This window comes from Bradyrhizobium sp. 930_D9_N1_4, from assembly GCF_052076015.1.
Taxonomy (GTDB): Bacteria; Pseudomonadota; Alphaproteobacteria; order Rhizobiales; family Xanthobacteraceae; genus Bradyrhizobium.
Genome location: NZ_CP197236.1, coordinates 1,856,466 through 1,875,952, shown reverse-complemented (window position 1 = coordinate 1,875,952; position 19,487 = coordinate 1,856,466). Strand labels below are relative to the sequence as shown.

At 65.2% G+C, this 19,487-nt stretch carries 20 protein-coding genes and 1 tRNA gene; 10 read left to right on the top strand and 11 right to left on the bottom strand.

The features are described from left to right. Positions 1-876 (bottom strand): phosphoribulokinase, encoded by an 876-nt coding sequence (locus AB7532_RS08700; RefSeq protein ID WP_441234390.1) that lies wholly within the window; start codon positions 874-876, stop codon positions 1-3. 12 nt (positions 877-888) lie between these two features. Next, entirely contained in the window at positions 889-1,926 is a 1,038-nt protein-coding gene (locus AB7532_RS08695) for a class 1 fructose-bisphosphatase (protein WP_441234389.1), read from the bottom strand. Between the two features lie 119 nt (positions 1,927-2,045). On the opposite strand from AB7532_RS08695, the gene AB7532_RS08690 reads away from it, so the two are divergent. Next, entirely contained in the window at positions 2,046-3,023 is a 978-nt protein-coding gene (locus AB7532_RS08690; RefSeq protein WP_441234388.1) for a LysR family transcriptional regulator, read from the top strand. Between the two features lie 227 nt (positions 3,024-3,250). Here AB7532_RS08690 and AB7532_RS08685 read toward each other — a convergent pair whose 3' ends face one another. Beyond that, positions 3,251-4,147, bottom strand: a complete 897-nt coding sequence (locus AB7532_RS08685; protein ID WP_441234387.1) for an NAD-dependent epimerase/dehydratase family protein — start codon at positions 4,145-4,147, stop codon at positions 3,251-3,253. Beyond that, complete coding sequence (rfbC, locus tag AB7532_RS08680; RefSeq protein WP_441234386.1) at positions 4,144-4,668, bottom strand: dTDP-4-dehydrorhamnose 3,5-epimerase; 525 nt, start codon at positions 4,666-4,668, stop codon at positions 4,144-4,146. Before rfbC ends, AB7532_RS08685 begins: the two co-directional genes overlap by 4 nt. Before the next feature lie 152 nt (positions 4,669-4,820). Between rfbC and AB7532_RS08675 the strand changes: the two genes are divergently transcribed. Further along, positions 4,821-6,053 carry a methyltransferase domain-containing protein gene (locus AB7532_RS08675; protein WP_441234385.1) on the top strand — a complete coding sequence of 411 codons (1,233 nt, stop codon included), beginning with the start codon at positions 4,821-4,823 and terminating at the stop codon, positions 6,051-6,053. Between the two features lie 10 nt (positions 6,054-6,063). Here the strand turns inward: AB7532_RS08675 and AB7532_RS08670 are convergent, their stop codons facing one another. From AB7532_RS08670 to AB7532_RS08650, 5 genes are all read right to left on the bottom strand, one after another. Then, entirely contained in the window at positions 6,064-6,261 is a 198-nt protein-coding gene (locus tag AB7532_RS08670) for a hypothetical protein (RefSeq protein WP_441234384.1), read from the bottom strand. Between the two features lie 134 nt (positions 6,262-6,395). Next, on the bottom strand, positions 6,396-6,815 hold the full coding sequence (locus AB7532_RS08665) for a DUF4118 domain-containing protein (protein ID WP_441234383.1): 420 nt from the start codon (positions 6,813-6,815) through the stop codon (positions 6,396-6,398). Between the two features lie 140 nt (positions 6,816-6,955). Beyond that, positions 6,956-8,161, bottom strand: coding sequence for an MFS transporter (locus tag AB7532_RS08660; RefSeq protein WP_441234382.1), 1,206 nt, complete (start codon positions 8,159-8,161; stop codon positions 6,956-6,958). A gap of 51 nt (positions 8,162-8,212) precedes the next feature. Continuing rightward, the gene (locus AB7532_RS08655) at positions 8,213-8,833 is read right to left on the bottom strand and encodes a TetR/AcrR family transcriptional regulator (protein WP_441234381.1); all 621 of its coding nucleotides are present in this window, start codon (positions 8,831-8,833) and stop codon (positions 8,213-8,215) included. A 1,021-nt stretch (positions 8,834-9,854) separates the two neighbouring features. Further along, entirely contained in the window at positions 9,855-10,808 is a 954-nt protein-coding gene (locus AB7532_RS08650; RefSeq protein ID WP_441234380.1) for an N-carbamoyl-D-amino-acid hydrolase, read from the bottom strand. A gap of 201 nt (positions 10,809-11,009) precedes the next feature. Here AB7532_RS08650 and AB7532_RS08645 point away from each other — a divergent pair, with 201 nt between their 5' ends. Continuing rightward, positions 11,010-11,234 carry a hypothetical protein gene (locus AB7532_RS08645; protein WP_441234379.1) on the top strand — a complete coding sequence of 75 codons (225 nt, stop codon included), beginning with the start codon at positions 11,010-11,012 and terminating at the stop codon, positions 11,232-11,234. Between the two features lie 313 nt (positions 11,235-11,547). Continuing rightward, positions 11,548-11,874 (top strand): hypothetical protein, encoded by a 327-nt coding sequence (locus AB7532_RS08640; RefSeq protein WP_441234378.1) that lies wholly within the window; start codon positions 11,548-11,550, stop codon positions 11,872-11,874. A gap of 33 nt (positions 11,875-11,907) precedes the next feature. On the opposite strand, the gene AB7532_RS08635 is transcribed toward AB7532_RS08640, so the two are convergent. Both AB7532_RS08635 and AB7532_RS08630 read right to left on the bottom strand, forming a co-directional pair. Then, entirely contained in the window at positions 11,908-12,882 is a 975-nt protein-coding gene (locus AB7532_RS08635) for a Bug family tripartite tricarboxylate transporter substrate binding protein (RefSeq protein ID WP_441234377.1), read from the bottom strand. 440 nt (positions 12,883-13,322) lie between these two features. Continuing rightward, positions 13,323-13,399 (bottom strand) — tRNA-Pro (locus AB7532_RS08630). 68 nt (positions 13,400-13,467) lie between these two features. Here AB7532_RS08630 and AB7532_RS08625 point away from each other — a divergent pair. The 6 genes from AB7532_RS08625 to AB7532_RS08600 all read left to right on the top strand — a co-directional run bounded on the left by AB7532_RS08625 (position 13,468) and on the right by AB7532_RS08600 (position 19,307). Then, a complete protein-coding gene (locus tag AB7532_RS08625; protein ID WP_441234376.1) occupies positions 13,468-14,457 on the top strand; it encodes an L-threonylcarbamoyladenylate synthase in 990 nt (329 codons plus the stop codon). 74 nt (positions 14,458-14,531) lie between these two features. After that, positions 14,532-15,959, top strand: a complete 1,428-nt coding sequence (locus AB7532_RS08620) for an FAD-binding oxidoreductase (protein WP_441234375.1) — start codon at positions 14,532-14,534, stop codon at positions 15,957-15,959. After that, positions 15,956-16,390 (top strand): GNAT family acetyltransferase, encoded by a 435-nt coding sequence (locus tag AB7532_RS08615; protein ID WP_441234374.1) that lies wholly within the window; start codon positions 15,956-15,958, stop codon positions 16,388-16,390. The genes AB7532_RS08620 and AB7532_RS08615 overlap by 4 nt, the downstream gene beginning before the upstream one ends. A gap of 20 nt (positions 16,391-16,410) precedes the next feature. Then, the gene (locus tag AB7532_RS08610) at positions 16,411-16,992 is read left to right on the top strand and encodes an NUDIX domain-containing protein (protein WP_441234373.1); all 582 of its coding nucleotides are present in this window, start codon (positions 16,411-16,413) and stop codon (positions 16,990-16,992) included. A gap of 154 nt (positions 16,993-17,146) precedes the next feature. Next, entirely contained in the window at positions 17,147-18,076 is a 930-nt protein-coding gene (locus AB7532_RS08605) for a glycine reductase (RefSeq protein WP_441234372.1), read from the top strand. Between the two features lie 37 nt (positions 18,077-18,113). Then, on the top strand, positions 18,114-19,307 hold the full coding sequence (locus AB7532_RS08600; protein ID WP_441234371.1) for a CaiB/BaiF CoA transferase family protein: 1,194 nt from the start codon (positions 18,114-18,116) through the stop codon (positions 19,305-19,307). Positions 19,308-19,487 lie beyond the last annotated feature (180 nt).

Below are 19,487 nucleotides of genomic sequence, written 5' to 3'. Positions count from 1 at the left end.
TCACTTCAGGCCCCGCTTGCGTTCGATCAGCTGCATGATCAGCGGCGTCAGGATGAGCTGCATCGCGAGATCGAGCTTTGCGCCGGGACACACGATGGAGTTCGCGCGGGACATGAAGCTGTGCGGCAGCATCGAGAGCAGATAGGGGAAGTCGATGCCGCGCGGATTCTTGAAGCGGATCACGACCATCGATTCGTCCGGCGTCGGGATCCAGCGCGCGATGAACGGATTGGAGGTATCCACCGTCGGCACGCGCTGAAAGTTGATGTCCGTGTCGGTGAATTGCGGACAGATGTAGTGAATGTAGTCGGGCATCCGGCGCAGGATGGTGTCGGTGACGGCCTCGGTCGAATAGCCCCGCGCGCTGCGGTCGCGATGCAGCTTCTGGATCCATTCGAGATTGATGACGGGCACGACGCCGATCTTGAGGTCGGCATAACGCGCAACATTCACCCTGTCGGTGACGACGGCGCCGTGCAGGCCTTCGTAGAACAAGAGGTCCGAATTCTCCGGCAGCCGTTCCCAATCGGTGAACGTGCCGGGAGCCGCGCCATGGAGCGCGGATTCCTCGGCGTCATGCACGTAATGCCGCGTCGTCGCCGTGCCGGTTTCGCCATAATCGCGAAAGGCGCGCTCCAGCTCCTCGAACAGGTTTGTTTCAGGGCTGAAATGGCTGAAATGCCTGTTGCCGCGTTCGGCTTCCGCGGCCATCTGCGCACGCATCTCGGCACGATCGTAACGATGGAAGGCGTCGCCCTCGATGTAGGCGGCATTGACCTTCTCGCGGAAGAAGATCTGCTCAAACGTCTTCTTGACCGAAGTGGTGCCGGCGCCGGAGGAGCCGGTGATGGAGATGATCGGATGCTTCCTGGACATGAACCACGCTCCTCACAGCCGGAAGAAGCCGCGCCGCGCGAACAGCGGCGCAGAGACGCTGGCAACCAGCAGCGGATCGCAGTGCAGTTCCGCAACGCGCCGCACCTCGTTGCTCGAGCCCATGATCAGCGGCACGCGCTGGTGCAGATTTTGCGCAGCGAGATCGAGGATACGCTCGCGGCCGGTCGAGGCCGAGCCACCGGCCTGCTCGACGATCATGGCCATCGGGTGCGCCTCGTAGGTCAGGCGCAGGCGGCCGTCGCCATAGCCGGGACGCGCGTCCGCGGGGTACAGGAACACGCCGCCGCGGGTGAGGATGCGATAGGCCTCCGCAACCAGCGATCCTATCCAGCGCATGTTGAAATTGTGGTTGGCGGGCCCTTCGACACCGGCGAGGCATTCGTCGACGAAGGCCCGCACCGGCTGCTCCCAGTGGCGGCGGTTCGACGCGTTGATCGCGAACTCCTCGCACGTCTCGGAGATCTGAACGCCGCTGCGCGCGAGGCGGAAGCAGCCGGCCTTGCGGTCCAGCGTGAAGATGTCGACACCGTCGCCGAGTGTCAGCACCAGCGAGATTTGCGGACCGTAGGTGATGAACCCGGCCGCCAATTGCGCCGAGCCGCGCTGATGGAAGGCGAGCGCGAGATCGTCGGGCGCGGGCAGGATCGAGAAGATCGTGCCCACCGTCATATTGATGTCGATGTTGGAGGAGCCGTCGAGCGGATCGATTGCGACGCAGATTTTTGCTTCGCGGTCGCCGATCTGCGGCTCGCGCATCTCCTCCGACGCCAGCGCCGCGATCGGAAGCTTGCTGAGGCAGCGGCGCAGGATCGCATCGGCCTGGACGTCGAGGTCACGCTGGACATCGCCGTCGCTGTTGCGGCCGGTGGTCAGGCCGGAGGCGTCCGCGAGATCGCCCGTCGCGATGAGGTCGGCGATCTCGATCGCCGCGGCCGCGATGGCATCGACCGCGGCCGCCACGGCCAGCGCATGCGGGGCCGTCTCGGAATGGCGTTGAAGGTGGTCGTCCAGCCTGAGTTGCCCGGTCATCTGCGTCCATCCCCTTGCGGGCGCCACATCCAGTTCCCTCCCCTCTGGAGGTCGGTGCGGTCGATCCCGGCATCAGGAGATTGACAGCGGCGACTTAATAAGGAAAATTTCTATTCATAATGGTCGCCAAAGAATTTTCTTATAATGGCCCCGGCCATGCAGCGACGCAGCTCCGGCATCTGACGATCCGGCAGTTGCGATCGCTTGCGGCGCTCTCGGCCAGGGGCAGCGTCACCGCGGCGTCGAGCCAGCTCGGCCTAACCCAACCCGCCGTCACCCAGCAGCTTCGGCAGCTTCAGGACCTTGCCGGCCTGCCGTTGGTGCAGCGGACCGGCGACGGCATGCTGCTGACGGAGGCCGGCCGGGAAGTTCTGGCGCTCGCCGAACGCGTCGAAGCCGCGATCATGGACTGCCAGGGGGCGCTTGACCTGCTCGCTGGACGGACCGGCGGCACCGTCCATCTCGGCGCGGTCTCGACCGCGAAATACTTTGTGCCGCATGCGATCGCCGCGTTCTCCAAGCGGCACCCGAAGATCGAGATCAAGCTTACCATCGGCAATCGCGAGGAGATCCGCGAAGCCATGCACGGCTATGACCTCGATTTCGCGGTGATGGGTCGGCCACCGGCCGACGTCAGCGTCGACGTCCGCCAGCTCGGGCGCAATCCGCACATCATCGTCGCGCGCAAGGGGCACTGGCTGGAGAAGGATTCAGGCCTCAGCCTGACCGATCTCGTGCACGAGACCTTCCTCACCCGCGAGCCGGGATCGGGCACGCGCACGCTGATGGAAGGCATGTTCCAGAAGTCGGACCTCGAGCCGATCATCGGCATGGAGATGAGCAGCAACGAGACCATCAAGCAGGCAGTGATTGCCGGCCTCGGCATCGCCTTCATCTCGGCCCACACCGTCGCGCACGAACTCGCGGAGGGGCGACTGATCGTGCTCGATGTCGCCGGCTTGCCGATCGTCCGGCAATGGTACGTGATCCGCCGCAGCGACAAGGTGCTGCTGCCGCCCGCGCAGGCGATGTTCGACTTCCTCGGCTCGGAGGGCTCGAACTATCTGCCTGACGTACCGGAGTTTGGCGGCCTGTAGCCCGCCAATCCTCAGCCCATCAGCTTCATCGCGATCGTCGCCGCCAGGATCACGATGATCTGAAACAGGCGCTCGGTCGTGAAGATGCGGTTGAAGGTGGTCATCGCTTGCCCCGGCCGACATAAGGAGTTTTCCGCTGAGCCGTTGCTAGCACAGGCGCAGGCCGAGACAACTCCGTAGTCGTCCCGGGTGTGCCTGCAGTCAGTCCGCGGTGAGGCGACCGCGCGTCACCCCCTTCTCGACAGCCGGTCGATCCACCACGCGAGATCGCGGTCCGCGCCGGCCTCGAACCCGATAGCCGGCACGCCCGCGGTCACGCTGCGGAGGCGGCCGACGTCGGCCGCAATGATCGGCTCGGCGTCGACGCCCGTTGCGGTGACGGTGCCGAACCTGACCAAGTGCCGCGCCTCGAGCCGGCCGGCGAAATGCTCGATCAGGCAGCGCAGGCTGCGCGGCTCGCCGCTGGCGAGATTGACCGGGCCGGTGAGGTCGCAGTCGAGCACGGCGGCGATCATCTGCGCGAGGTCATCGACATAGACGAAGTCGCGGAGTTGGCTGCCATGCGAGCAGTCGAAGGCCTGCCCTACGCGAAGGCTCCTGATCAGCGCAGGGATGAGGCGCTGCTCCGGCTCGTGCGGGCCGAAGGGGAAGAACACGCGACCCCACGCGGCGCCCGCTGCGATGTAAGCTTCGCCCGTGCTGAGCTTGGCTTGCCCGTACAGCGTCGTCGGACGGCACAGGCTGGTGCGCTCGTCGCACAGGCCATTTTGCGGTCCGTATTCGAGGCAGCTTCCGATGCCGAGGATTCGGGCGACGGCACCCGCTTGCGCTCGTGCAAGCAGGTCGATGCTCGCCTCCGTCCAGAGCCGATTGGCGGAATCCTCGCGATAGCGGCCCGGCCGCGCTTCCCAGGCGAGATGAACCAGATGCGTCGGGCGTGCCGCGGGCAGCACGTGCGAACGGCCGGCATCGGTCAGTAAATCAGCCACGTGCCATGTCACGCCGGCTGTCACCGGCTGCGGCGTGCGCGCAACGCCGTGCACCTCGAAGCCGCGCTCGACCAGCGCAGGCACGAGCGCACGGCCGATGAATCCGGACGCACCTGTGACCAGCACGCGCTTCATGTGAGATATGGCAGCGCGCAGTCGCGCGCGGACAGGATGGGATCGGCAAGCGGCCACGCGATCGCCAGTGACGGATCGTCCCAGCGAATGCCCGACGCGGCTTGCGCGTCGTAAGCCACATCGATCTGGTACATCAGCTCGGTGCTGTCCACGAGCGTCTGAAAGCCATGCGCGCATCCGGCGGGGATGAACACGGCATTGTGGCGGTCGGCATTGAGTTCGACCGAACACCATTGCCGATAGGTCGGCGAGGACGCGCGCAGGTCGACCATCACGTCGAAGGCACGGCCGGCAGTGCAGCGCACCAGCTTGGCTTCAGGCCGTCCCGCCTGATAGTGCAGGCCGCGCAAGGTGCCGGCGCGTTCGTTGTGGGACAGGCTGTGTTGCGTGAAATGCGTCGGCAGGCCGTGCGCGGCGAATGCCTCGATGTCGAGCAGCCTTGCGAAGAATCCACGCGCGTCGGCCTCTGGCTCGATCCCGATTTCCAGTGCCCCCGGCAATTTCAACGGGGTGAACTTCATGTCAGGCGCCCCTCGCTGCGGCGCCATCGCGCCGCTCCGTCCCCGAACGCAATCTGCTTTTTCATTGCATCGCGCACGGCGATGTCGGAGCTTCTATGGCTCCGGAGGAATCACTAACAGCCGACGCAGAGCGGCACAACGGGGCAGTCGCCATGGCCAGGCATCGATGCCGCTTCTGCGCCGAGGGGCTCGACGAGATTTTCGTCGATCTCGGCCAGTCGCCTTTGGCGAATTCCTTCGTGCCGCCTGCGCAGGTGGACGCCCTCGAGCCGGTCTATCCGCTGCAAGCCTATGCCTGTCACGGGTGCGGGCTGGTGCAGCTTCCGCAGTTCGAGCCGGCAGCGAGTATCTTCGACCAGTACCTCTATTACTCGTCCTTCTCCGAGAGCTGGCTGCGGCACGCCGAGGCCTACGCCACCGAGATGATCGCACGCGCGAAGCTGGGGGCGATGTCCGAGGTGATCGAGATTGCCAGCAACGACGGCTATCTCCTGCAATATTTCCGGCGCGCCGGCATCCGTGTGCTCGGGGTCGAGCCGGCCGGGGGCCCCGCAGCGGCCGCACGAACCAGGGGCGTCCCGACCCGGACCTGCTATTTCGGCCGCGACACCGCCGCAGCACTTCGCGCCGAAGGCCACAGCCCCGACCTGATCGTCGCCAACAACGTGCTGCCGCATGTGCCTGACATCAACGACTTCGTTGCGGGCCTGGGCATCCTCCTGCCGGATACCGGGAGTATCACGCTGGAGCTTCCGCATCTGCTGCGCCTGATCGCGCAGGTGCAGTTCGACACGATCTATCACGAGCATCTGTCGTACTTCTCGTTCGCAACCATCGAGAGGGTTTTCCACACGCACGGTTTGCGCGTCTTCGATGTGGAGGAATTGCCGACTCATGGCGGCTCGCTGCGCCTGCACGTTTGCGCCGACGCTGCGCCTCACGGCCCCTCGCCGAGGCTCGAACGGCTGCGCCAGAGCGAGGCCGTGGCGCGGCTCGATCAGCCTGAGACCTATCGTGAATTTCGGGCGAAGGTTGCAGCCAAGCGCACGATGATCCGCGACTTTCTTCTCGCGGCGCAGCGCGCGGGCAAGTCGGTGCTGGCCTATGGCGCACCGGCGAAGGGCAACACGCTATTGAATTATTGCGGCATCACGCGCGAGATGATTCCGTTCACCGTGGATCGCAATCCGCACAAGCAGGGCCTGCTGCTGCCGGGAACGCATCTGCCGGTCCGCGACCCCGCTGCGTTGATCACGGCGAGACCTGACTACGTTTTCATCCTGCCCTGGAATCTGAGGGACGAGATCATCGCCCAGCTCCCGGAGGTTCGCGCCTGGGGCGGACAATTCGTGGTGCCCGCACCCGATCTTTCGATCATACCCTGATGGTTAACGATCAGGCTGCAAGCCGGGCGGCGCAATCCATGCGCGTCGCGAAATAGGCTTCCAGCTCCGACAGCGCCCGCGCTTCCCATTCGCTCGCCTGCTCCAGCAGCGACCAGCGTTGGCCCGGGCGGAAGGCAGCGGTCTGGCGATAGAGCGATGCGATGCCGCGATAGCGACGCACGTTCTCAAAAATGGCGTGGCCGTTCATGTCGAAAACTCCCTCGTATTCCCGGGGGAGAAATTGCGGCCAAATCTTTTTCGAAAAGTTAGCGGCGCAGAGCAAGCTGTCGGATGGTTGCCGGACTGTTGCGCGGGTGCAACGCTTTCCCGCACGAAGCTGATTTATTGCGAATTCGTTGCCGTGCGTTCTCCCGAGGGCTTCAACCCGCCGCGGCTGATCATCGCCATCGTCTCCCGGCAGAGATCGGCAAGGCCGATCAGGAGCACGGCGAGCAGGCAGAACAGGTTGATGGAATCCGCACCCGCACTGCTCAATGGCGTAAACTGGAAGAACGGCGGAATGAACGCCCACCACACCACGGGAATGGTGAGCAGCGCGGCGAACACCGCCGCCGGCGCACCCGCGACGAGGCCAAGCACGAACAGGCTGGGCAGGAACGCTGCGAAATAGAGCTTGGCGCCGAGCGCGACGCAGACGCCTTGAAGCGCAGCGGACGCTGCGACGACGACAAATCCGAGCAGAAATGCCTGCCACGACCATGGCCGTACTCGCGGTACGCCAACCAGTCCCGCACGCCTCATCAGCCTCCCCCTGCCACCCGTTAACCGGGCCCGCTTGCGACCAAAGTACTACAAGTGCCGGGAATCCGCGAGACGGAAATCGCGGGGTCGCGGCCCCCATATCCCGGGCTTGGTAAACGGCCGGGGGCACAATCGTACCGCTATTCGGTGGCCGCATAGAGCAGGCCCGCGACGGGCAGCGCAAGGCCAATGGCCGATGCCAGCGTCCAGCCGCCTTGCGCAAAAGCCCAGGCGCCGACCGCAGACCCGGCCGCGCCGGCCGCGAAGAACGTCGCCATATAGAGGCCGTTGAGGCGGCTGCGGTGCTCGTGCCCGAGCACGAAGATGGCGCGAAAACCGAGCACGACATTGCCCTGCACGCCGATGTCGATGGCGATCGCGGCGACGACGAGGCAGGCAAGGTTCAGCATCGAGCCGGCCGCGCCGACATAGGTGACGAGGAAGCCGGCCGCGGCGAGCAGCATCGCGACCAGCGTCGCCACGCGGCTGTGGCCGCCGTCAGCGAGCCGGCCCGCGATGGGAGCTGCGAACACGCCCGCAACGCCGGCCAGCGCGAACAGCGCAATACCGCGTTGGGAGAACCCGAACACGCTGGCAAGTTGAAGCGGCGCCACCGTCCAGAACAGCGTAAAGGCGCCGAACAGGCTCGCCTGATAGAGCGCACGGCGGCGGAGCAGCGGCGTGGTCCGGGCCAGATGCGGCATCGACAGCAACAACGTGCCGTAATGCATGCGCGCGACCGGCTTGCGCTTCGGCAGCGTCATCCACAGCACGGTCGCGAGCACGATCATCAGCGCGGCGGAGATGAAGAACACCGCGTGCCAGGACAGCGCCGCCGTCACGAAGCTCGACACCGGCCGCGCCAGCATGATGCCGAGCATCAATCCGGTCGAGACGTTGCCGACGACACGGCCGCGGATCGCCTCCGGTGCCATGTGCGCGGCATAGGGAATGATGATCTGCACCGCGACCGAGCCGAGCCCGATGAACAGCGCGGCAATCAGGAACGGCAGCGCATGCGTCGCGAACGCAGCAGCCAGCAGCGCGGCGGCGCCGAGGGTGATGGTGGAGCAGATCAGCGCGCGATTCTCGACGAGATCGCCAAGCGGCACGATGAACAGAAGTCCCACGCCGTAGCCGATCTGCGTCATGGTGACGATCAGCCCTGCCGCTTCGTGCGACAGGCCGAGCGCGGCGCTGATCGGGGCGATCAGCGGCTGGGCGTAGTAGATGTTGGCGGCGACCATGCCGCAGGCCGCGGCAAGCACGAAGGTCAGTCGCTGCGACACCGCATCCGGTCCTGTATCCGGTTTTGGCGCGGTCTCGATTGTGGCATTCATCGTCATTCCAGCAGACTCCAGAGATCGGGAATGATTGTTCCCTAATAGGACAAGAATTCAGGCGAGCAGTTTCATCGCGACGCCGACGAGGCGCGTCCCATCGAGCGGCAGGCGCACCTTGCCGACGACGCGCAGGCCCTGCGTGATGCAGATCATCAGCCGCGCGGTGTCGTCGGCCGCGACATGCCCGGGAATCGAGCCGTCGGCCTGGCCCTCGCGGATGAGGCCGGCGATGAAGCTTTCGTTGGTCTCGATCTGCGCGTTGACGCGGGCGCGGACTTCCGGATCGAGCGCGGCGAGCTCGACCGCGCCGCCGACCACGATGCAGCCGCGGCGGCCCTCGATCCCCTGGGAGTGCTCGACATAGGACAGCAGCATATGCCGCAGCCGCTCGCGGCCATTGATGCCGCGCGCGGCCGCGCTGCGGGTCTGCTCCCGGCGCACCGTGGCATAGCGCTCGAACGCGGCCAGAAATACCGCCTGCTTGTCGCGAAACGCCTTGTAGACGCTGCCGGTCGCCAGCCGCATCGCAGTGGTCAGGTCTCCGATCGAGGTCGCATGATAGCCGCGCTCGCAAAACACCCTCACGGCGCGGTCGAGCGCGGTATCCATGTCGAATTCACGCGGACGACCGGGCGGACGGGCAGCGGGTTGCGATATGCGAGCGGTTTTTTGCATTGCGGGATAATAGGGAATGATCGTTTCCAAATAAAGACACGGAGCTGTGATCGGGAGTGGATAAGGCTGGTGAAGGGCTAGCAGCATCGCCTGCTCTCGTGTCCCGGACGCTCTGCGGCACCGAGTGACGCTGCGTCCGGGTCACGAGAGGGGAGATCGGTGCACCGCTGCCTCCACATCATCGTCATTGCGAGCGCAGCGAAGCAATCCGGAGTCTTTTCGTGGAAGGATTCTGGATTGCTTCGCTGCGCTCGCAATGACGGAGTACGAGGCGACAGGCCGTTCTCCAACTACGGTCATTCCCCGCGAAGGCGGGGAATCCAGTACGCCGCGGCTTCTCGGCTGAACCACAACGGCCTCGGAATACTGGATCGCCCGCCTTCGCGGACGATGACAGCGAGTGTTTGGTTGCAGACATGCCTTCTCGTTCTCGCGGCGCATTTCGCCCGAGCTTTGCTTGATCCCTCTTTGCCAAGAGGGCGCAGGGAAGGCCGGGTGCCGGCTCGCACCCGCGGTCCGCTGCGCGAAGATGTAGCGCAAAAAGACCGCACAGCAGTATACAGGTGGAGCCCAACACACGGCCTTCCCTGCGCGATGGTCGGACGGCTTATGCCGTGCTCTCCCGGGAGCCGAACTTTCCTTCTGGCCTCCCTCGCCCCACGAATTGACGATGCCGTCTGCCCGGTTGGGCTCGCGCACATCTCCGCAAAGGCTTGACCGTAGCAACGACGGCCAGGACCACACGGTTTTGCCGTACGCGCTCAGCGCCGTCCGTCTGCACGCGGCTTCGGGCTCACAGGGACTACCCGCCCTGCCCGCACCTCTCGTGCCGACGCTGCCGCGTCCACCGCAACCCGGCCCGCGTTTCGAACGACTCGCGAACCGCCCCTCTTCGTGGGCCGGGCTGTTCCGACTTGTGCCGCAATTCCGAATTTCGGTAAAGTGGAATATTTTTGCGAGGAGGGATTGACGTGCTATCGGGGTGTTTTGCCCGACGGGCAATTAGGCATCCGGGCTACGCTCACCTCTTCACCGGCGTCCCATCCGCCATCGTGCTCACGCCCTTCCGCTCCACGATCATCCCGTACGCCCGTGGCTGGCGGTGAACGTCGAAATTGAAGGTGGTGCGCTTGTAGGAATTGCAGAGATCGAGATCGCAGCGCGCCAGCGCGATCTCGTCGCCCTTGGTCGTGCAGCGCGCAATGATCTCGCCCGAGGGCGCGATGATGCAGCTACCGCCGATGTGATCGACGCCTTCCTCGATGCCGGCCTTGGCAACGCCGACCACGAAGGTGCCGTTCTGGTAGGCGCCGGACTGCATCACCAGATGATTGTGGAACAGCGAGAGATCGTCATGCTCCGGCGCGGGCGGATTGTGCACCGGCGTGTTGTAGCCGATCATCACCATCTCGACGCCCTGAAGACCCATCACGCGGTAAGTCTCGCTCCAGCGGCGGTCGTTGCAGATCGCCATGCCCATGATGCCGCCGAAGGCCTCGGTCACGCCAAAGGCGGAGCCCGGCTCGAAATAGCGTTTCTCCAGATGCTGGAATTTGCGCCACGGCTCATGCTCGGCATGGCCGGGCAGATGCACCTTGCGATACTTGCCAACGATCGCACCGCTCTTGTCGACGAGGATGGAGGTGTTGTAGCGCCTGACGATGCTGTCCTCGACGGTCAGCTCGGCATACCCCAGATAAAATCCGATGCCGAGCTCACGCCCGAGATCGAACAGGGCCCGCGTCTCCGGCCCTGGCATCTCACGCTCGAAAAAACCATCGATCTCGGCCTGATTCTCAAAATACCAGCGCGGAAAGAACGTGGTCAGCGCAAGCTCGGGATAGACGATCAGGTCGCAGCCGTTGGCGTGCGCCTGGCGCATCAGCGCCAGCAGCCGCACCACAACGTCGGTTCTGGTCTCGCTTCTCGCAATCGGGCCAAGCTGGCCGGCCGCGACCGTCACACATCTCGTCACGAATCTGTCCTTCATTCACTCGCCGACGGCGCACAATCAAATTCCGTGCCTGCGCGGCGTCCCTGCGCGACCGCGCAAAACATCGGGAACTTTCGTTGCCAAACTGCAACGGTTCCCCGCCGTCTGAAGCCGGACAAAACAAACTCCCATTCCGGCCACGAACCGCTCTCACAACGCCGTGAGACTAGCAGGGGAACTACGATGCGTGCACAACGCGTTTGGAAAGTGAACGGGGCCGCCAATATCGGGCACCTTCAATCGCGGCTGGACGATCTGAACAACCGTCTCAGCCAGCTCGAAAATCAGCAGCCGGAGAGCCGGAAGGTCGAGGAGCTCAGATCGAGCGCGCTCAGCCTGTCGCGCGAGATCGACGACATCCGCTGCGCCGAGGCGACGGCGGCATTGAGCGAGTTGCTGCGGAAGTAAGCGGTGCCTGCCGATTCGCCGGCGCGTAGGGTGGATTAGCGAAGCGTAATCCACCGCTTCTGTCGCCGATCGAGAAGAGGTGGATTACGCCTTCGGCTAATCCACCCTACGAAACCTGCCGATTCACGCGCAGCGTGAGGAACCAACCCCGCGCGCCGCCATTTTCCATGCAGAGCATGGAGCAAAATCATGACCAGGCACCTGACGCGAGCCCATCTCGCGCGCGGCGTGGCCGGCGCGGTGTCCACGCTGGTCCTGTGCGCGACGGCGGCTTTCACCATCGCGCGCCATTTCGCGCTGTGAGGGATTTCGCATGACATCCGACCCCGAAGAATCGGTCAGGCTGCAAGGCTATGGCGAGATGACGTTGCGCACGGCGGTCACGACGCTGATGCTGCTGGCGCCACGCGAACGCGCGGACGCCGCCATCTTCCGCGTTCGCGACGGCGTGCGACTGGCCGCGAGCGAGATCTCCGAACTCGCCTCGGAATGGGGCCTTACGCCGGCGCCTGAAATCAGGTCCCCGAAACTCGCACCCGAGCAGCATTGGACGCACATCGTTCGCGGCATGGTGCGCGAGGCGCCGCTGCCGGCGCTGATGGTGGCGTTCATGGTCGGCGTGCTGGTGGCGCGGCGGTAGTCGCGCGACGACCGCCGGCTATGGCAGGATTGATCACTTCTGCTCGTTTGCTCGAATCTCCTCGGCGTAAGGACGCAAAGCCGCGGACATCTCGTCGAGGCGCTTTTGCCACTCGGCACCGGGCAAGAAGGCGATCACCGGTTCGTCCCCGGGCGAGCCGGTCAAATACTCTGGATGACGCAAGCCCTCGGCGATCCCGGCTTCGAGCTTCTTGACGATGTCGTCCGGGACACTCTTCGGGACTGCGAAGCCGCGTTCCGCCGTCGTCGTGACCGGAAAGCCCACCTCCTCTGCCGTCGGAACGTCGGGCAACGATGCAAAGCGCTTCTTCGACAGGATCGCGATGACGCGAAGCGGCCCCTTGTTGGTGCCATGCAGTTCGGGAATCTCGCTGAGAGTGACCATCCCGACGTCCAGATGCCCGCCCAGCAGATCGGTCCGCTGCGCCGCCGTTCCCCGGTAGGAGATTTCGTTGGGTTCGACCTTCGCCACCGCTGCGAGCATGCGGATGGCCAGATGACCGTTCGTGCCGGCACCATTGTGACCAAACGTCACCGAGCCCGGCTTGCTGCGCAATGCGGCAATGACATCCGCCAGATTCTTGAATCGGCTTTCCGCAGGCACCACGACGACGTTGGGATCTTCGACGACCCGTGCGACCAGCCGGATTTCATCCGTGGTGTATTGGGTCTTGCGGGTCATCGGCAGGAAGTTGTAGCCCGGCACGTTGACGACGCCGATGGAATAAGCGTCGGGCGCCGCGCGCGCGATCGCGGCAAACGCGATCTCCCCGCCGGCGCCGGGCTTGTTGAGGACGACAAATTTCGCCTTGCCGCCCAGAGCGCGCTCGACAAAGGGAAGAAGCTTGCGCGCCATGACATCGGTGCCGCCGCCGGGGGCAAAGCCAACGACGACTTCGATCGGCTTGTCGTCCGGCCACGCGGCCCATGCCGACCCGCAAGCCGCGAAGCCGAAAGCTGCAACGAGCGCGACGATGGTCTTGTTCATGATTTCCAGCCCTGTTTTTGTTTTTGGCCAAGCGCGCTCTCGAACGCGCGATCGGCTGTCGGTTCATCTAGCCGTCAGCCTGACCGGAGGGCAACCGATTATGCCGAGCGCATGCGTTTGATCGGCCGCGGCGGTTCATGAGGCCAATTCGGACGCGTCGAAGCCGATGGTCGATTCGAATCCATCCGCGCCGCATGCGCCGGACATCGTTCGTGAAGATCGTGGCTGTCGTTGCTTGGGCGCGTCCTCTGACCTACCGCACATCGCCGGACCGTCGATGCCGTCGATGCCGGCGCATGACAAGCCATGTCGCAGCGGCAAGCCGCCCTGTCGACCCAAATCGGCCGTGGACCCGCGCCCTAAATCATTGCAAAAAGAGATTCCGAGGCGCTGGCGGCCGGTCCGCCAAGCCTCTGGAAAACGTCGATTTTTGGGAAGAATGGTCGGAGTGGCAGGATTCGAACCTGCGACCCCTGCGTCCCGAACGCAGTGCTCTACCGGGCTGAGCCACACTCCGACAAGAAGGCGGCTTATAGCGTCGGGTTTGACGCACCGCAAGCGGCCGAGATGAGGAATTTTGTCCCTGTGAAAACGGGTCTTGAAACGCTGATTTTACCGGCCGGGGCGGCTGCCGCCGAGGCCGCCGCCCGGACTTTGGCCGCCGGCGGGCTGGTCGCGTTCCCGACCGAGACGGTCTACGGGCTCGGCGCGGACGCCGCCAATGCCGCCGCGATTGCCCATCTCTACGCCGCCAAGGGTCGGCCGGCCTTCAATCCGCTGATCGCGCATGTCGCCGACCTCGCAGCGGCGCGGCGGATCGGGCGGTTCGACGCGCGCGCCCTGAAGCTGGCCGAGGCATTCTGGCCGGGGCCGCTGACGCTGGTGGTGCCGAAGACGGAGAACTGCCCGGTGGCCGATCTCGCCACCGCGGGCCTCGACACCGTCGCGATCCGGATTCCCGCCCATCCGGTGGCGGAGGCGATCCTGCGCACCTTCGGCGGGGCCGTGGTGGCGCCGTCCGCCAACATCTCCGGCCATGTCTCGCCGACGCTGGCGGCCCATGTGGAAAGCGACCTTGCGGGACGGATCGACCTGATCGTCGATGGCGGGCCGGTCGCGGTCGGCGTCGAATCGACCATTGTCGGCTGCTTCGACGCACCGATGCTGCTCCGTCCCGGCGGGCTGTCGCGGGAGCGGATCGAAGCGGTGCTCGGCTTGACCCTGGAGCGGCCGCCGGTGGAGGCCGGGAGCGACGACAGCCAGCCGCTGGCGCCGGGCATGATGGCCTCGCATTACGCGCCGCGCGCCCATGTGCGGCTCAATGCGCAGGACGTCGCGCCGGGCGAAGCGCTGCTGGCGTTCGGCCCTCGGCGCCTGCCCGGCATTGATGCCGCCGCCGCTGTCATGAATTTGTCGCCCGCGGCTGATCTCGATGAAGCCGCCGCCAATCTGTTCGGCTATCTTCGCGCCCTCGATGCGAGGAGCCCGCGGGCGATCGCCGTGATGGCGATCCCCGAAGAAGAATTGGGTGAAGCGATCAACGACCGGCTGCGCCGCGCGGCAGTCGCGAGATAGCGCATGATCCGGACAAGTGTGCAGCGGTTTTCCGATAAGATCATGCGCAAGAGACAAGAGTGGAAGAAGAGACAATGAACATCAATCAATCCGCTACCCCTCCGCTTGCGCCCGAGCTGATCGACCAATTCCGCAAGATCGTCGGCGAGCGCCACGCGATCACCGACGCGGCCGACATCCAGGCCTATGTCACCGAGGAGCGCAATCTGTTCCACGGCCGCTCGCCGCTGGTGCTGCGCCCGGGCTCGACCGCCGAAGTGTCCGCGATCTGCAAGCTCGCCTCCGAACATAAGATCGCGCTGGTGCCGCAGGGCGGCAACACCGGGCTCGTCGGCGGCCAGACACCGCACAATGGCGAAGTCGTGGTGTCGCTGCGCCGGCTCGACAAGATCCGCGAGGTCGACACTGCCTCCAACACCATGACCTGCGAAGCGGGTGTGGTGCTGCAAATCGCGCAGCAGAAGGCGTCCGACGTGGACCGGCTGTTTCCACTGTCGCTCGGCGCCGAGGGGAGCTGCACCATCGGCGGCAATCTCTCGACCAATGCCGGCGGCACCGCAGCCCTCGCCTACGGCGTCGCGCGCGAGATGGCGCTGGGGCTCGAGGTGGCTCTGGCCGACGGGCGCGTGCTCAACGTGCTGTCGAAGCTGAAGAAGGACAACACCGGCTACAATCTGCACAACCTCTTCATCGGCGCCGAGGGCACGCTCGGCATCATCACGGCGGCGACGCTGAAGCTGTTTCCGAAGCCGCGGTCGGTCGAGACCGCCTATGTCGGGCTGAAATCGCCGGCGGCAGCCTTGAGCCTGCTGACCATCGCGCAGAGCGAGGCCGCCAACGCGCTGACGAGTTTCGAGCTGCTCTCGGCGATGGCGGTCGATTTCTCCGTGCGCCACGGCATCGACGTGCGCGATCCGCTCGCCGACAAGCATCCCTGGTACGTGCTGATGGAATTGTCCTCCCCCGGCGACGACGCCCGCACGCCGCTGGAGACGATCCTGGCCCGCGCCATGGAGGAGGAGATCGTCGACGACGCCGTGATCGCGGCCAACCTCACCCAGCGCAACGGCTTCTGGAAGCTGCGCGAGGAGATGTCGTCGGCGCAGAAGCCCGAAGGCGGCTCGATCAAGCACGACATCTCCGTGCCGATCGCGGCCGTGCCCGAATTCATCGCGGAAGCGAACGCCGCCGTGGTGAAGCTGATCCCGGGTGCGCGGCCGGTGCCGTTCGGCCATCTCGGCGACGGCAATCTGCACTACAATGTCAGCCAGCCCATCGGCGCCGACACCGCGGATTATCTCGCGCGCTGGCACGAGATGAACGCCGTCGTGTTCGAGATCGTGCTGCGCATGGGCGGCTCGATCTCGGCCGAGCACGGCATCGGCGTGCTCAAGCGCGACGAATTGCCTGACGTCAAGGACAAGACCGCGATCGAGCTGATGCGCGCGATCAAGGCGATGCTCGATCCGCACGGCATCATGAATCCGGGGAAGGTGCTGTGAGCGCTCTTGCGATTGATGCGATTGCAGATACCGATGTCGAGAACGTCGTCGCGCTGTGGCAGCGCTGCGGCCTGACGCGGCCCTGGAACGATCCGCATGCCGACATCGCGCTGGCGCGGCGCCGCGACAACTCGACGATCCTGATCGGCCGCGAGGCCGGCACGCTCGTCGCCACCGTCATGGTCGGCCATGACGGCCATCGCGGCTGGGTCTATTACGTCGCGGTCGATCCCGACATCCGCAAGCGCGGCTATGGCCGGGTGATCATGGCCGCGGCGGAAGACTGGCTGCGGAGTGCGGGAATTGCAAAGCTGCAGCTTCTCGTCCGCCGCGAGAACGCACAGGCCAATGCATTCTACCAGTCGCTGGGGTTCGAGGAATCCACCTCGGTGATGTTCCAGAAGTGGCTCGACGGCCGCTCGCCCAATTAGTTCTTACCCGGAAGACAGCAATGACCATTTCCGATCGCGTCCGCATCAAGGACGTCCGCGTGCTCTCGGACAACTGGACGCCCCTGAAGACCACGACGTTCGACTACCGGCGCGCCAGCGGCGAATGGCAGACGCAGCACCGCGAGACCTATGAGCGCGACAATGCCGCCGCCGTGCTGCCGTATAACCGCGCGCAGCGTACGGTGATCCTGGTGAAGCAGTTTCGCCTGCCGGCGTTCATCCGCGGCTATGACGACCTCCTGATCGAGGCGGCCGCCGGCGTGCTGGACGACGCCTCGCCCGAGGTCCGCATTCGTGCCGAAGCGGAGGAAGAGACCGGCTATCGCCTGCACCACGTCGAAAAAGTGTTCGAGGCCTTCATGAGCCCGGGCGCGGTGACCGAGAAGCTGCATTTCTTCGTCGCCGAATACGAGCCTTCGATGCGGGTCAGCGACGGCGGCGGGCTCGAGCACGAGGGCGAGGATATCGAGGTGCTGGAGCTCGGCATCGACGAGGCCCTGGCGATGATCGCCGACGGACGGATCGTCGACGCCAAGGCGATCATGCTGCTGCAATACGCCGCGCTGCATGTGTTCAGGTAGGTTGCTTACCCTCCCCTGGAGGGGGAGGGTAAGTGGCACCGCCCGCGCCGCACCATCCCCATCTGCAATTCAGGCCTGCGTCCTCCCTGCCCCCGTTGAGCAACCCCAAAACTATCTCTAGTCTGGCCCTAACCAAGAACCAGGAGACGCGCCCATGTCCGCTTCGCGCGACGATGAATTCGGCTTTGCGCCCGACTATGATGCTCCCGTTCCCTATATGCAGCGCACGCGGGATTATTACACCGCGATCGGCTACACCACCGCGTATCGCTGGGCGCATTACACCGAGGCGCCGTTCCAGCCGCTGAAGAAGCCGCTGGCACAATCCCGGGTGACCATCATCACCACGGCCGCACCCTTCGATCCGACCAAGGGCGACCAGGGGCCGGGCGCGGCGTATAATGGCGGCGCGAAGTTCTATCAGGTCTATGACGGCGACACGTCGAAAGCGCACGATCTTCGCATCTCGCACATCGGCTACGACCGCAAGCACACCACGGCGACCGACAACGGCAGCTGGTTTCCGCTGCCGCAGTTGTTGAAGGCAAGCGCCGCCGGCCGCATCGGCGAAGTCGCGCCGCGCTTCTTCGGCGCGCCGACCAACCGCAGCCATCGCGTCACGCTCGACACCGACGCGCCGGAGATTCTGGCACGCTGCATCGCCGATGCGGTCGACGTCGCCGTGCTGGTGCCGAACTGCCCGGTCTGCCACCAGACCACCGCACTGGTGGCGCGGCATCTGGAGGCCAACAGCATTCTGACCGTGGTGATGGGCTGCGCCAAGGACATCATCGAGCACGCCGCCGTGCCGCGCTTCCTGTTCTCGGATTTCCCGCTCGGCAATTCCGCCGGCAAGCCGCACGATATCGCCTCGCAGGCGCAGACCCTTGAACTTGCGCTACGGCTGCTGGAGACCGCAAGCGGTCCGCAGACGACGATGCAGTCGCCGCTGCGCTGGAGCGAGGACGCCTCCTGGAAGCTCGACTACAACAACGTCGCGCAGTTGTCGCCGGAAGAGCTGGCACGCCGCCGCGCCGAATTCGACAAGCAGAAGGAGATCGCGCGCGGCAACCGCGCCGCCTGACGTCCTCCGACAACAATGAATAAAAGGGGAGAGCGACGTGACACGACCGTTCGAGGGCGTGAAGATCCTGGACTTCACGCAAGTGCTGGCCGGCCCCTATGCGAGCTACCAGCTCGCGCTGCTGGGGGCTGACGTCATCAAGGTCGAGCGGCGCGAGGGCGAGGACATGCGCCGCACGCCGCTCTCGCGCGAATGGGCGGAACGTGGCCTCGCGCCGGCGTTCCAGGCCATCAACGGCAACAAGCGCAGCCTGACGCTCGATTTGCAGAAGCCCGAGGCGATCGCGATCGTGAAGAAGCTTGCCGCGCAGGTTGACGTCGTCATGGAGAATTTCCGCCCCGGCGTGATGGACAAGCTCGGCATCGGCTATGAGGCGCTGTCCGCAATCAATCCAAAACTGATCTATTGCGCCGTGTCCGGCTTCGGCCAGACCGGTCCGGATCGCCTGCGCCCTGGCTACGATGGCAAGATGCAGGCTCTCTCGGGCATCATGGCCATCACCGGCCACCCGGAGACGGGGCCGACGCGCGCGGGCTTTGCGGTGTGCGACGTGCTCTCGGGCGCGACGGCTGCCTTTGGTGTGTCGAGCGCGCTCTACCAGCGCGACCGCACCGGCAAGGGCCAGCTGATCGACGTCTCCATGCTGGAGGCGACGATGGCGTTTCTGTCGGGGCAGATCGCGGACTGGTCGGTCGCCGGCCATCACCAGCAGCTGTCAGGCAACCAGGCGGTGAGCCGCAGGACCACGGCGAATTTGTTCAGATGCGGTGACGGCCACATCCTGCTCGCCGTCAACAACGAGAAGCAATACCGCGCGCTGATGTCCGCGCTCGGCCGCGAGGACACGCTGAGCGATCCGCGCTTCGCCGACTGGTTTTCGCGCAACGAGAACGAGCCGGCGTTACGCGCCATCATCGAAGAGGCGCTGGCGGCCAGGCCCGCGCGCGAATGGGAGACGATCCTGGAAGATGCCGGCGCGCCCTGCGCCAGCATCTGGAAGGTCGAGGAGGTCATCGACCATCCGCAGATCAAGGCGCGCGGCGCGATCCAGGAATTGGATACGCCCTACGGCCGCCTGCGCTTCGCCGGCAGCGGATTCAAGCTCGCCCATGGCGGCGGCCGGCTGGACCGGATGGCGCCGGAGCTGGGAATGGATACGGATGCGGTGCTGGGCGAACTCGGCTTCGATGCCGCGGAGATTGCGGCGTTGAAGGCGCGGGAGATTGTTTAGAGCGGCGCCTCACAAACACTGTCGTCCCGGGGCGCGCGCAGCGCGAGCCCGGGACCCATAACCACAGGATCGTGTTTGACGAAGACTAGTGGTGACCAGCTCGCGCCAAACGTTGTCCTGTGGTTATGGGTCCCGGATCTGCGCTTCGCTTGTCCGGGACGACGGCGGAGTGTGTGGCGG